The sequence below is a fragment of the Pseudomonas sp. LY-1 genome (assembly GCF_053502595.1).
Genome location: NZ_CP094353.1, coordinates 2,777,701 through 2,792,074, shown reverse-complemented (window position 1 = coordinate 2,792,074; position 14,374 = coordinate 2,777,701). Strand labels below are relative to the sequence as shown.

Genomic DNA, 14,374 nt, shown 5'->3' with positions numbered 1-14,374 from the left:
CACCCCACCGAGCGGTTGCCTGCAAGAACCGGGGCCCTGCCACTTGTTCAATTGATAAGGTTATGTTTAATAACTATCTGAGCAGTTACTCATATCGTTCACTCGCTTTGCAGGGGCATAACAATGACTAATCCCCCCAGTGCGCTGCCCGACGACCGGGTGGCCAATGCGGCCTTCCATCCGCGCGGCGACAGCCGCCAACTCAGTGCCGGCAGCTCGCCCACGCCGGCGGAACTGACCGACTGCCTGTTTTTTTCTCCCGAAGACGGGCGTATCTGGCTCAACGATCAACGCATGTTGTTGCTGCACAGTTCGTCGTTCGGCGCCCTGCGCGGGGAGGTCATCGAACGCCTGGGCCTGGAGCAGGCGCGCGGCCTGTTCACCCGCACCGGTTATGCCTCCGGCGCGCGGGATGCGCGGTTGATACGCGAGCGCTGGCCACAGGCCGATGCCGCCGCGGTGTTTCGCGCCGGGACACACCTGCACACCCTGGAGGGCATGACCAAGGTCGAGCCGCTGCACTTCAAGTTCGATGCCGATTCGGGGTTCTATGAAGGTGAGTTCCTCTGGCACCACTCCTGCGAGGCCGATGAGCATGTGCGCGCCTACGGCATCGGCCAGGACCCGGTGTGCTGGACTGAAACCGGCTATGCGATCGGTTTCGTCAGTGGCCTGTTCGGGCAAATGGTGATTTTCCGCGAAGTGGAATGCCGTGGCATGGGCCACCGCAGCTGTCGGGTGATTGGCAAGACGGCCGAGCAATGGGGTGACGTCGAGCAGGACCTGCGCTACCTGAATGTGTCCCAAGCCGTCACCAGCACCACGCTCGCGCCCACGCCCGAGCACCCGGTGAGCCGCAGCGCCAGGGCCAACCCGCCGCAAACGCTGGTGGGCGCCAGCGCGGCGTTCAACGCCGCGACACAAGCCCTGCAACGCGTCGCGCTGACCCCGGCAACGGTGTTGATCAGCGGTGAGTCCGGGGTGGGCAAGGAGATGTTTGCGCGCCAGTTGCACCAGCTCAGTCACCGCCATGACGGCCCGTTCGTGGCGCTCAATTGCGCCGCCATTCCGGATAACCTGATCGAGGCCGAACTCTTCGGTGTCGAACGCGGTGCCTATACCGGCGCGACGCACTCGCGCCCTGGGCGTTTCGAACGGGCCCAGGGCGGCACGCTGTTCCTGGATGAAATCACCAGCCTCAGCCTGGGCGGGCAGAGCAAGTTGCTGCGGGCCCTGCAGGAGCGGGAAGTCGAACGGGTCGGCGGCGTGCGCGGTATCAAGGTGGACGTGCGCGTGGTCGCCGCCACCAATATCGACCTGCGTAAAGCCGTGGCTGACGGTACGTTTCGTGAAGACCTGTTCTACCGGCTGAATGTCTACCCCATCGCCCTGCCACCGCTACGCGAACGCAGGGACGACATCCCGCTGCTGATCAACGCATTCCTCACGCGCTTCTGCCAGGAATACGCGCGAACGCCGGCGGGCCTGACCATGCGCGCCCTGAAGGTTTTGCTGCGCTATGACTTCGCGGGCAATGTGCGCGAGCTGCAAAACCTAATCGAACGCGGCCTGATCGCCAGTGACGAAGGCCAAGCGATTGACCTGGTGCACCTGTTTCGCAACGAGCCGATGCCCGCCGATCCCTATGGCCTGGACGACCACGGCAGCCTGTCAAATAGCGGGCCGCAGCTAACCACCACAGCGCCCCGCCCTGCACTGCTGGACACCCTTGGCCAGCTGGACCAGGGGTTTTCCATCGACGGCCTTGAATCGCGCCTGATCAATGAAGCGCTGCAACAAAACGCCGGCAACCTGGCCGCCGCCGCCAGGCTCGTGGGGCTCAGCCGCGCTCAATTTGCCTACCGATTGAAGAAGCATCAGCGGCAAACCCCTTGAATGGCAATTAGTGCTTTAAAAGCTTTACCCAATTAAGTATTTTGCAGGGATACCGGGGCGACAAGCGCCCCTCTTTTTACTCGTGACAAGGATCTCCTGTGAGCGGACTGCGTGAACGTCAGAAAGCCGAACGCCGGCAAGCCATCAGCAAGGCCGCGATCGAACTGTTTGAACGCCAGGGTTTCCAGAACACCACCATCGAACAGATCGCCAGCCAGGCCGGGGTGTCGCCGCCGACGGTGTTCAAGTACTTCGGCAACAAGCAGGAAATCATCCTGGAAATCCTGCACCACGCCGATCAACGCGCGATCATCGACACCCGCAGCCGGATCCACGAAATAGACGACCCGGTCGAGGCGCTCTGCCACCTGGAACGCCTGCTTACCGGCTATGCGTTGGAAGTCATGCACCCCAGCCTGTGGCGTGAACTGCTGCCGCTGATTCTCTTCGGTGGCAACAATGAACTGCCGGCAGGCTATCGGGCCATGAACGATGCGCTCAGGGCCGAAATCAGCGAATTGCTGCGGGAATTGCAACGGGCCGGCAAGCTGCGCCCGCAACTCGATGTGGAATTGGCCGCGTTCCTGTTGAACGACTATTCGCACCTGCAACTGTTCCGACTGGTGAACCAGGAACACCCGGATATCGACGCGCACTCTACCCAGGTCAGGCGTATCACCGAGTTGCTGTTTTACGGCATGCAGGCCTGACCCATTGCGGGGTCAGGCCATACTGATCAGCGGTTGCTCTTGATGGCGGTCCAGGTGCGGGTACGGATGCGCTCCACGGCGGCCGGGATCGGCTCCAGGGCGAACAGGGTCTTGCGCGCTTCCTCCGGCACATACATGTTGGGGTCGTTGCGGATGCTGGCGTCCACCAGCGCAGTGGCGTCCTTGTTCGGGTTGGGGTAGCCGATCTTGTTGCTGATGCGCGCAATCACGTCCGGGCGCAGGATGTAATTGATGAACGCATGGGCCTCTGCAGTATCGGGCGCATTGGCCGGGATCATCATCACGTCCGCCCACATCGGCGCGCCTTCCTTGGGCAGTGCCATCTCGACCTTGACGCCTTTGCCGGCGGCATCTGCCAGTCGCGCGGCCAATGCGACACCGCCGGACCAGCCCACGCCCACACAGATATCACCGTTGGCCAGGTCCATGCCGTAGCGCGACGAGTTGAAGTAAGTGACGTAAGGGCGGATCTTCATCATCACGGCCTGGGCTTGCGCATAGTCCTCACGCTTCTGGCTATTGGGGTCGAGGCCCTTGTAGTGCAAGGCAATCGGCAGGATCTCGTTGCCGGCGTCGAGGAAACCCACGCCACAACTGGCGAGCTTGGCGAGGTTTTCTTCCTTGAAGATGATGTCCCAGCTGTTCATCTGCACGTCGGGGCCCAGGGCTTTGCGCACCTTGTCGACGTTGTAGCCGATCAATGTGGTGCCCCATAGGTACGGCACGGCGTAGCGATTGCCGGTGTCCCCCACCGTTTCCAGGGATTTCATGAACTCGGGGTCCAGGTGCTGCCAGTTCGGCAACTGCGCGCGGTCCAACGGTTGGACGGCACCGGCAGTGATCAGGTGCCCCAGGTTGGCGGTGCCCGGGAATACCACGTCATACCCGGAGTTTCCCGTCAGCAGCTTGGACTCCATGGTTTCGGCGCTGTCGAATACATCGTAGATCGGGCGGATTCCGGTCTCTTCCTGGAAGCTCTTGAGCACTTCCGGCGGCAGGTATTCGATCCAGTTGTAGATCCTTACGGTTCGTTCTTCGGCCAGGCAAAAACCGCTGATCAACAACGAAGCGACTGTGCCCAGCAGGGTATTACGCAAAAAACTGTTCATGATAAAAACACTCCAGCGCGGCCGCAAAGGCTCGCGGCACTTAATAGCGATAGGTGAAATACAGTTCCAACGCACTGAAGGTCTGGTCGTCACCGAACACCTGCTTGGCGGCGGCCAGTGGTTTGACCCAGTTATAGGACAGCGACGTATAGAACGACGGCGTGGGCGTCCAGTCGAGGAATATCACGCTCTCATCGGCAAAGCGCCGATCGCGGACCGCCGCGCCCATGTAGTTTTTCTCATCGAGCCAGAACTGGTAGTGAATGGCGCCGAGGGTCAGGGTCTCGTTGAGGTGGGTCTTGAGCGAGAACTGTTGGACATTTTCGTTGCTGTTGAACAGCAGGTAGTTGCCGACCACGTCGCCGACGAGCCACGTACTCCAGTCGACGAAGCCCTTGCTCAACGGGTCCCAGGCTTTCTGGCGGTTATCGCTGAGGTTGTCATCACCGGAAAAGCTCGCGTAGCGATAACCGATGACAGGCGTCAACGGCAACGTGCTGAAGGCATAGTCGGCCTGGCCGTACCAGGCGTTGGCATCGTAATCGACCCCCTCGCCGCTACCGCGCTCCAACGCGTACTCCGCATTCAGGGTCAGCGCCGGTACGCCGGGCACCTTGGCATTGAGCGCCCGCAGGTTGTACACCTGCATGCCGTCGCGACGACGAGGCAGCGTACTGCCTTTGGGCCCCAGGGCGTTGACCCGCATGGCCATGGCACCCAGGGTCACTTGGTCGTCGAGGTTGTAATCGAGGTTGACGCCGGTCATGCGGAAATCACCCAGGTCATCGTCGGTGCGCAGGGTGAATGCCTGAGACTTCAAGGCGCCATGTTCCCAGGCCAGGATCGCCGAATCCTTGAAGGCGGTTCGAGGGCCCAGCCAGTAGGCGCCGTCCTTGAGCTGGTCCAGGTTGCCGTCCATGACGATGAACCCCGTACCGACCATGTAGTTCTGGCGGCCAGCCGTGAACTTCCACTCACCGGCGCGGAACCCGCCGTACAGTTCTTCAGCGGCAACCTTGCCGTCGGAACTGCGGGTAAAACCGCCCGCGTCGCCGTCGCCGAACGTGCTTGCCGCGACCAGGGAACCGCCGGCCAGCAAGCTGAAATCGGGTTGCAACGCATACTCGAGTTTGACCCCGGGTTTTACGTAGAACTCTTGCCAGTCGATCTTGGTGCCGCCATTTTTACCGTTGCGCGCATCGACCCGGCCGCTGCCGAAGTTGACGCCGCGGGTTGATAGCGTCGCGCCCCCCGCGGTGAGGTTGACTTCGCCCTTGAGATCGCCGTCCTCAAAGGTGTAGCCCGCCAACGCGAGGTGGGTGGTCAAGGGTAAGCCGACCGCTATGAGCGCTCGAGAGAAACGCTTGATGAAAACCATAAGAAGCTCCTGTGTGATTATTGTTGTTACAGGGCAGTCAATGGCGACGCAAAGCGCCGCCAACACATGGCAAAGCCAGGTGAATAGAACGCAAGACTCTTATTTTTCGGGGTGTGTCAGTGACTCAGGTGAGCGCTGATAGCGCGCAGCATTCGCACGCTATCGGCATCGAACGGGCCGACCGCATCGGTCAGCGACGATTGCTTGACGATCACGACGCCGGAGGGCTTGTCGATGAACAGGTACTGGCCGTGGATGCCACCGGCCATCAGGGCCTGGCTGTGATCGTTGAACACGTACCACTGGCTTCGATAGGACGCACCCGGTGTCCAGCCGGAGAACTCGGCATTTTGCGCGTAGATCGCCGGATCCCCGCCGGCGGCGATACGTGCCACGGTCTCGGGCGACAGCAGCTCAACCCCCTCGTGACAGCCATCGTTGGCCAGCAGACGACCGAAGCGCGCCATGTCTCTTAACGTCGCACTGAAACCCGCCCCGGCGACGTTACGTCCCCAGGGATCAGCCATGAAATAGCCGTCTCGATCACAGCCCAGCCGGCTCCAGATTTCTGCCAACAACTGACTGCAGGCCTTGCCCGAGGCGCGCTCCATGACCCAAGCCAAGGCTTCGGTGGTCGCGGTCACATAATGGAAAAAGCCACCGTGGCTGGCGCGCTTTTTGAGGGATGGCAGGTACTGGTACAACGACTCGAATTGGGCGTATTGCGCCGGTGCCGGTTGAAACCCGCAGGCGTAACCGTACTGCGAGCTCTCCGAGTTGGGATCGTCGTACACCTCGCTGTAGTCGATGCCCACCGCCATATCGAACAACTGGCGCACCGTCGCATCGCCAAACGCGCTGCCCACCAGTTCGGGCACGTAGTACGCGACGGGTAACCCAGGCTCGAGCACGCCACTGGAAACCAGCTGTTCGCCAAGGGTGCCGATCAGCGATTTGGTCACCGAAAACATGATGTGCCGGTCGCAGGCCTGCTGACCGTTGAAGTAGCGCTCGAACAATACCGTGTCGCCCTGCATCACCAAAAAGGCGTCGGTCTGGCTGGCCTCGAGGTGATCGATGACGCTGATGCTCAGCCCACACTCACTGTCGAAACACAGCTGGTCCAGCGCATTGGGAGCCTGCTTGAGCATACCGACCGGCCCTGGGCCCGCCGGTACGTCAATAGTGGGGCGCAAGCGCGCCAGGTTGCGGAACCCCCACTGGCTGAAGGGCGGACGCATCCAGTTGTGCCACGTGACTCGGTGTTCCGGCTCGGCGGGAAAGCCATGCATCAGCAAAGGGGCCGCGCAAGTGGCCGACGACGATTCAGTGGCCTCGACGTAAAGCGTCGCAAGAAAAGACGGGTTTTTATGACTCATCGGGAGATGACCCTGGAGATGACTCTGCATGAGAGCAGATGCGCAGAAATCATTACCCGATATTTATCTTTAGTCAATAAAACTTTTTACTCGATAACACTCACTCCGCTATCGCTGCATCGAGCCGGTCGCCGGCGGTGCGCGGCACATTGGCCGTCATGAAAAGCACACTCCACACCGACCTCAGAAATCAACCGTGGCCGACAACTGCAAGGTGCGCGGAGATCCCGGGGAAAAGGCGCCGTAGGACGCGACGCCCGACCAGTACTCACGGTCGAATACGTTCTGCACGGTGGCGCGGAACGTCGTAGGTCGCCCTTCTATCTTCGTGGCATAACGCGCGCCCGCATCGATGCGAGTCCAGGCGTCCAGTTCCTGGGTGTTGGCCTGGTTGACGTATTGGCTGTCGGTGTAGATCGCGCCGCCGGTCAAGGTAAAGCCTTCCAGCCATGGGGTATCCCATTCGGCCCAGAGGTTGGCCTGGATGTCGGGTACGCCGACCGGTTTGTTGCCCCGGTTGGCCGCGGTGGCGGACTTCGTCAACTCGCCGTCGAGGAACGTCACGCCCCCCATCAAGCGCGTGCCCGGCGCGACTTCCCCGTACAGGCTCACCTCCACGCCACGGTTGCGTTGCTCCGATTGCACGGAATACACATTGTTGGCACCCAGCTCGCCGCTGGGTTTTTCGATCTGGAACAACGCCACGGTCGTGATGAACGTGTGGTGTTCATACTTCACGCCGAGCTCGTGCTGTTTGGACACATAAGGGGCGAATGTCTGGCCGCCGTTGTTCGCGGTGCCTGGGGCGGTATCGCCCTTGCTCAAGCCCTCGACATAGTTGTAATACAAAGACACGTCATCCCAGGGCTTGACCACGACGCCCAGCAACGGCGTCGTGGCAGTGTCTTTGTTGCGGGAGCTGACAGCCCCGGCGGCATTGTAGTTACGCGACTCGATCGCTTGCCGACGCAGGCCGAGGGTCAGTTGGAGGCGGTCGTCCAGCATGCCCAGGGTGTCCGTCAGTGCGACGCCGGACAGTTCCGTTTCCGAAATGCGCAGCACTTTGGGGGCGTCGAGGTATTGCTTGGGCGTATCCACCGGGTGATAGATGTTGGAGCGGATCTCCTTACCATTGGTGATGCCTCGGGACAGTTCGTCCCGGTAACGGGTCGCCATCAGCGTGGTCATGTGCGTCACCGGCCCGGTGGCGAACAGCCCGCGAAGGCCCACATCGGCGGTCGAACGGTCGACGTTGAACTTGTAATAACCCGGGATATTGCTGGTATCGCCGGCGTCGTTGAGGATCCTGGGCACCTGGTCGGACAGGCGCTTCACGTCCGACTTGCCCCCGCCGGCATGGGCGAATACGGTCAGCGCATCGCTCAAGTCATACTCGCCGCCGAGCAGTGCCGACTGTTCCTTGGTGTCCGACCAACCCCATTTTTGCGGCAGGCTGGTGCGGCCATTGGCGGCAGATGGCACGTCGACACCCGTTGCGACGGTGAAGGGGCGCGAGGCGCCGTCAAAGTTTTCTTTCTGGCTGATGTAGTCAAGGTTCAGGCGCAACCGCTCGCCGCGATAATCCAAGGCAATGGCCCCGATATCCACCTCGCGCTTCTGATTATCGACGGCGGTGTCGCCGCCCTGGAGGCTGCCGTTGAAGCGCAGGCCAAACTGGTTTTCTTCACCAAAGCGCCGGCTGATGTCCAAGTGGCCGCCCACTTGGGAGTCCGATGCGTAACTGCCGGTAAAGCGCGTCAGGTCTTCATCCAGCGCCCGTTTCGGCACGATGTTGATGACGCCGCCAACGCCGCTGTTCGGCGAGACACCGTACATCAGCGCACCGGGCCCCTTGAGCACCTCGATGCGTTCGGCGTAGTCGGTGAACGTCCGGTAGTTCGGCGCCACACCGTACACGCCGTCATAGGCCAACTCGCCAAGGTTGCCTTCGCCGATGGCAAACCCACGGATGAAAAACGAATCGACGATACCGCCCGTTTGCCCCGTGGACCGCACCGAAGGATCGCGCTCCAGGGCGTCGGCCGCCGTCACTGTCTGCAGGTCGGCCAGGGTTTTGGCGGTGTAGCTGGTCACACTGAACGGGGCGTCCATCACATCCTTGTTGCCCATCATCCCCAGGCGCGCGCCACGGGCGACCTGCCCGCCGGCCAGTACCGGCGGCAATGCCGTGGGGCCAGCCTCGCGGGCGTCGATGGTGGTGGTGTCGAGGATCAGGCTCTGCGCGCTGTCAGGCGTTGACGCGTCGCCCGCTGCGGGCTGTGGCGTAGCCGCCGAGGCGTTGGCGCTGCATGCGACCAAGACGACATTCAGCATGGCGCTCCGAATCGCGAGGGTTAACACGCGTTCACCATAGGGACGACAGATAACGGGCATGACGAGAGGATCCTTTCAACGTAGGAAAATGGGAATCACTCCTAATGCCAGCCGACTTGCGAAAAAGTATCATCCCTCCCTGTTTTTTTACCGGGTTCATCCGCCGAGGCCGTCTCATGTCCCATGCAGGTGTCATTCAGGGTTCAAGTGTCAGAACCCTTGTTTATCTTTTGTTCGCGATCCAACTGGTCTCCATGGGCGCGATGGAAATGAGCGGGCCGTTCTGGCCCGTACACCTGCGCGGGCTGGCCTCTTCGGAGGCGCTTTTCAGTTTCGCCAGCATCGCTGTGTACGTGGGACCGATGCTGGGCATCATGCTGACCAGTGCGTTCTGGGGCCGTATCGGCGATCGATACGGGCACAAGTTGATGATGATCCGCGCGCTCGCCGGGTTGTCCTTGACCCAGCTCGGCCTGGCGTTTTTCAGCGACATCTGGGCGATCCTGGCCCTGCGTTTCCTGCAGGGTGCCTTCGCGGGCTACATTGCCCCGGCGCAGGCCTACGGCGTGAGTATCGAAAGCCCGTCGCGCCGGGCCCGGCTGTTCGCGATTCTGCAGATCTCGACCAACGTCGGCTCGTTGCTGGGCGCCGTGCTCGGCGGCCTGATTCTCGATTACGCGACATTTTTCTGGATCAATATCGTGGCCTCGGTGTTATGTGCCGCCTGCACGGTGATCGCCGCCATGACACTGCCGGACGTCCCCCCCGTGAAAAAAACCGCGCCGGTAAACACCTCTGCCCCCGCCCAGGCCAGCGCTGCCGGCTGGCGCGGCTCGCCCCTGCTGTCGCTGTTGGGCATCATGGGGATTCTGCTGTTGGCGCGAATGCTGCCCCAGACTTCGTTCTCGCTTTACGTCAGCTCCACATTCGATGTCAGCCACTCAGTGGTCGGCCTGTGCTACGGGCTATTGGCCCTGGGCTTCATTCTTTCGGCGACGGCATGGTCGCGCTACTTCGAGCAGCGCTCTCTACGCCAGACGCTGCAGCGCATCACTTACGTGGTGATCGGTTGCATCGCGCTGACCGCCGTGGCGGGCATTACCCGCAACCCCGTGGTGTTTATCCTGGCCTACTTCGTCTGGGGAGTACTGCTGGGTGCCACGACGCCAGTGCTGATGGCCCTGATCTCGACCACCGCCGACAGCGCCCGACAGGGCTATGTACTGGGTATCGCGCAAAGCACCGCGCAGTTTGCCTCGATTGCCGGTATCTGCATCGGCGGCTTGCTCAGCCAAGCGTATGGCCTGCCCTACACGTATCTGTTCGTTTGCCTGGCGTATGCGCTGGCGCTGGTGCTGATCGTCGCCCTACGTTATTGGCCCGCGGGCAAGCAACCCCACCGAGTCGCGGGTCGGGATTGAACCAGGTGCCTGGCGATGAAGGACACGCCAGCACAGGGGATCGCACCGATCGCGGGGCACTGATCCCCCCTTGCTTTTCAAGCATCTTGTCAACTAGCATTGGGAATACTTCTCAATTAGATGCACGCCCGCGCCATGAGCCAAACCCACTCCGCGAACAACCCGAGCCACCTGCGCGCGATTGAGGCCCTGTACAGCGGGCATCACAGCTGGCTGTACGCGACGCTGAAAAGAAAACTGGGCAACGCCATGGATGCGGCGGATCTGGCGCAGGACACCTTCACCCGCATCCTGGCTTCACAGGTCACGGTAATCGAGCAGCCTCGCGCCTACTTGAGCTGCGTGGCCAAGGGCATCCTGATCAACTGGTACCAGCGCAAGGCGCTGGAGCGCGCCTACCTGGAGGCACTCGCCAATGCGCCCGCGCAGGATGTGCCGTCGCCTGAATCGCACTTCATGGTGCTGGAAACCCTGCACGAAATCGACGCCATGCTCGATGCCCTGCCGCCGCTGGTGAAGCGGGCGTTCCTGCTGTCGCAGATCAACGGGCTGAAATACGACGACATCGCCAAGCAACTGGACGTCTCGCTGATCACCGTCAAACGCTACATGAAACAAGCGTTCCTGCACTGCATGATGATGGTCGAATAGATGCGCTCGCTGCGCAGAGAGCCACCGCTGAATCCCGACGTGCTTGAAGAAGCCGCCGAATGGCTGATGCGTTTGAGCGACAACGGGCTGAGCGACAACGAACGTGCCGAGTGGGAGCGCTGGAAGGTCAGCAGCCCCGAGCGCGATCGCGCGTGGTCGCGGGCGCAATTGCTGCAAAGCAAGCTGGGCGGCTTGCCATCTTCCCTGGCGATGTCGGCGCTGGATCGGCCAAGCAATCCGGAGCGGCGTGCGGCCCTGGGTAAATTGGCCCTGCTGCTGGCGGTGATACCGGCGGGTTGGGGCAGCTGGAAGCTGGTGGAGTCAGGCCGATGGTCGTCCGACTACCGCACTGCCGTGGGCCAACGACGCGAATTGACCCTGGCCGATGGCTCACGCATCACGTTGAATACCGACACCGCCATGGATGTGCTGTTTGATGGCCAACAGCGGCTCATCCATCTGCGCGAAGGCGAAATACTGGTGCAGACCGCACCGGATACCGCTTCCGTCCCCCGCCCCTTCCTCGTCATCACCCGACAGGGCCGCATGCAGGCCCTGGGCACGCGCTTTACCGTGCGTGAACTGGGCCCGCGTACCCAGCTCGCCGTACTGGAAGGCGCAGTGAAAGTGGAACTGGCCGAAAACCGCCAAACGGAGCCGCTGATCGTCAACGCCGGGCAGCGCACCGACTTTTCCTCACAGACCTTTGGAGCGCTGACTGCCGCCGGTCGCTACGTCGGTGCCTGGGCCCAGGGCATGCTGATGGCGGACAAGATGCGCCTGGCGGATTTCGTTGCCGAGCTGGCGCGTTATCGTCGTGGTTTTGTGCGCTGCGATCCGGCCATTGCCGACCTGCGCGTCTCCGGTGCCTTCCCGATCAGCGATACCCAACGCACCTTGAACATGCTGGTGCAAACCTACCCGGTGCTCGCCACCGGCCATTTGAACGGGTATTGGGTCACGCTGTCGCCCGCCTGACGCCGCGAAGGCAAACCTCGCAAAAAAATAAAGCGTTGCCAGGCTGATACTTTTTTTGATCTCAACTGGCAATGAAGGAACAGCCACTTCCTCTCGCCACAGGGCCCCCCATTGATGCCGGTCATTCGCAGCGCGTTGCTCAGCCTGACCCTGATCGGTGCGGCCTGCCCTTTGGCCCGGGCGGACGCGCCGGTGCAGCTGGATTCAGTGACCGTGCGCGCGTACAACCTTGCCCCCGGACCGCTCGGCGCAACCTTGTCGAGCTTTGCCGTGGAAGCCGGCATTGCCTTGTCCTTCGAGCCGTCGATCACTGAAGGGTTGATCAGCCCAAGGCTTTCTGGAAATTACTCGACCCAGGCAGCAGTCGCGCATTTGCTGGCCGGCAGTGGCCTGGACATGCTGCTGCGCAACGACGGCAGCTACACCTTGGCGCTCCGCAGGGTCACCCTGGCGCAGACCACGATCAGTGGCCACGACCAGCCGGCCGAGACCTTGCCCCCGGTGTATCCGGGGGGCCAGGTGGCCGCGGGAGGACGCCTGGGCATGCTGGGTAATACCGATGTAATGGACGCCCCCTTCAGCGTCAGCACTTACACCTCGGCGCTGATCAAGGACCAACAGGCAACGACCGTGGGCGACGTGCTGGAGCGCGATTCGTCGGTCCGTGCCACCGGGCAGACCGGCGGGATTGTCGATTCTTTTTTTATCCGTGGGTTTCCGGTCGGCGAAGGCAACCTCGGTGAGCTGGCCTTCGACGGTGTCTATGGCGTGGCCTCCAACTATCGGGTGTTCACCGAATACGCCGAACGCATCGAGGTCGTCAAAGGCCCGAGCGCACTGCTCTACGGCATGTCGCCCAACAGTGCCGTCGGCGGGGTGATCAATGTGGTGCCCAAGCGCTCTCTGGATGAAGACTTGACGCGGTTCACCGCCAGTTACGCCCAGGATGCGCAACTGGGGAACCATATCGACATCAGCCGGCGCTTTGGCGAGGAACGCCGATGGGGGGTGCGGGTCAACGCCAGTGTCCAGCAAGGCAACACCGTGATCGACGACCAATCGCGCGCCGTCGGGCTCGGTGCCGTGTCCCTGGACTACCGGTCCGATCGCCTGCGAGGCAGCCTGGACCTGATCTCCCAGCAAGAAAAGTTCGACGCGGCATCTCGACCGTTCCTGATCGACACGGGCGTGGAGATGCCTTCCGCCGCCAATGGCCGGACCAATGTGAGCCAAGACTGGGGCTGGTCCGAAACCCGTGATAAATCCGCGTTGCTCAGCGGTGAATACGACCTCACCGACGCCTTGACCGTCTTCGCCCATGCCGGTGGCGGCAGGTCGGCTGTCGCGCGCATGTCCGACCAGACCCCAACCCTCCTCAACGCCGCCGGCGACACCGCCTCGACACCCGGCTATTACAAGTTCAACGTGCAGCGCTACACCGTCGATGCGGGCACGCGCCTACGCTTCGACACCGGGCCGGTCGGCCACGTCACGGCCCTGCAAGTCTCGCGTTATCGCGATGAGTTGTCCCGTGGCATCACATCCGGCGCGGTCATCCTGTCGAACATCTACCACCCGATCGATCAGCCCAAGCCTTCGATTGCCGAGCCGGATACGCCAAAGGTCTCCGCGACGCAATTATCCGGCATCGCCATCGCCGACACCCTGTCGGTGCTCGAACAACGCCTGCAGGTCACCTTCGGCCTGCGCAGACAGCATATTGAGTCGAGCAACTACAACGCCTCCGGTACGCTGAGCACGGCGTATGACGGAGGCAAGACCACGCCGCTGTTCGGGGTGGTGGTCAAACCCTGGGACCATGTGTCGCTCTACTACAACTACCTTGAGGGCCTGAGCAAGGGCGACGTCGCCCCGGCCAACGCCGCCAATGCAGGCCAGATCTTCGCCCCTTACGTTTCCCGGCAGCAGGAGATCGGGGTCAAGCTCGACTACGGCACGTTCATGGCGACCCTGGCGCTGTTCCAGATCAAGAAGCCCAGCGGCGAGTTGTCGGGCGGGACGTTTTCGGTGCAAGGCGAACAGCGCAATCGGGGCATCGAGCTGAACCTGTTTGGCGAGGTCGCCCCAGGCGCGCGCCTGCTCGGGGGGGTGACGCTGCTGGATGCGCAGTTGACCAAAACCGGCATTGCCGCCAACCGGGGCAACACCCCGGTCGGCGTGCCGGATGTACAAGCCAACCTCTGGGCCGAATGGGACATCCCCTGGGTCGAGGGGCTGACGTTCACCAGTGGCGCGATCTATACCGCCCGCCAGTACGTCAACCAGGCCAACAGCCAACAACTGGATCCCTGGACCCGCATCGACCTCGGCGCACGTTACACCACGCGTATCGCACAGCGGCCGACAACGTTCCGCGCCACGGTGCAAAACCTGTTCGATCGCGAGTACTGGTCGGGTGTCGCCTCTTATGGAGCGTTTTCCCAGGGCTCGCCACGCACGCTTTTACTCTCGGCCACGGTCGACTTCTGACACCTGC

10 protein-coding genes are annotated in these 14,374 nt (G+C 62.0%); 6 read left to right on the top strand and 4 right to left on the bottom strand.

Annotation, left to right across the window (positions count from 1 at the left end; genetic code table 11):
- Positions 1–123: 123 nt before the first annotated feature.
- Both MOQ67_RS12940 and MOQ67_RS12935 read left to right on the top strand, forming a co-directional pair.
- Positions 124–1,896 carry a sigma-54-dependent Fis family transcriptional regulator gene (locus MOQ67_RS12940; RefSeq protein ID WP_057005577.1) on the top strand — a complete coding sequence of 591 codons (1,773 nt, stop codon included), beginning with the start codon at positions 124–126 and terminating at the stop codon, positions 1,894–1,896.
- Positions 1,897–1,994: 98 nt separating this feature from the next.
- Complete coding sequence (locus tag MOQ67_RS12935) at positions 1,995–2,606, top strand: TetR/AcrR family transcriptional regulator (RefSeq protein WP_017847941.1); 612 nt, start codon at positions 1,995–1,997, stop codon at positions 2,604–2,606.
- A 26-nt stretch (positions 2,607–2,632) separates the two neighbouring features.
- On the opposite strand, the gene MOQ67_RS12930 is transcribed toward MOQ67_RS12935, so the two are convergent.
- From MOQ67_RS12930 to MOQ67_RS12915, 4 genes are all read right to left on the bottom strand, one after another.
- Entirely contained in the window at positions 2,633–3,736 is a 1,104-nt protein-coding gene (locus MOQ67_RS12930; protein ID WP_198718445.1) for a polyamine ABC transporter substrate-binding protein, read from the bottom strand.
- A gap of 40 nt (positions 3,737–3,776) precedes the next feature.
- Entirely contained in the window at positions 3,777–5,114 is a 1,338-nt protein-coding gene (locus tag MOQ67_RS12925; RefSeq protein WP_198718444.1) for a hypothetical protein, read from the bottom strand.
- A gap of 116 nt (positions 5,115–5,230) precedes the next feature.
- Positions 5,231–6,493, bottom strand: coding sequence for a serine hydrolase domain-containing protein (locus MOQ67_RS12920; RefSeq protein ID WP_177031796.1), 1,263 nt, complete (start codon positions 6,491–6,493; stop codon positions 5,231–5,233).
- A 183-nt stretch (positions 6,494–6,676) separates the two neighbouring features.
- The gene (locus tag MOQ67_RS12915; protein ID WP_057005574.1) at positions 6,677–8,887 is read right to left on the bottom strand and encodes a TonB-dependent receptor; all 2,211 of its coding nucleotides are present in this window, start codon (positions 8,885–8,887) and stop codon (positions 6,677–6,679) included.
- A 116-nt stretch (positions 8,888–9,003) separates the two neighbouring features.
- On the opposite strand from MOQ67_RS12915, the gene MOQ67_RS12910 reads away from it, so the two are divergent.
- From MOQ67_RS12910 to MOQ67_RS12895, 4 genes are all read left to right on the top strand, one after another.
- On the top strand, positions 9,004–10,248 hold the full coding sequence (locus tag MOQ67_RS12910; protein ID WP_448675932.1) for an MFS transporter: 1,245 nt from the start codon (positions 9,004–9,006) through the stop codon (positions 10,246–10,248).
- Positions 10,249–10,383: 135 nt separating this feature from the next.
- Positions 10,384–10,899 (top strand): sigma-70 family RNA polymerase sigma factor, encoded by a 516-nt coding sequence (locus MOQ67_RS12905; protein WP_079445008.1) that lies wholly within the window; start codon positions 10,384–10,386, stop codon positions 10,897–10,899.
- Positions 10,900–11,877, top strand: a complete 978-nt coding sequence (locus MOQ67_RS12900) for a FecR domain-containing protein (RefSeq protein WP_102617408.1) — start codon at positions 10,900–10,902, stop codon at positions 11,875–11,877.
- A gap of 114 nt (positions 11,878–11,991) precedes the next feature.
- Complete coding sequence (locus MOQ67_RS12895) at positions 11,992–14,367, top strand: TonB-dependent receptor (RefSeq protein WP_126586870.1); 2,376 nt, start codon at positions 11,992–11,994, stop codon at positions 14,365–14,367.
- The last annotated feature ends 7 nt before the right edge of the window (positions 14,368–14,374 follow it).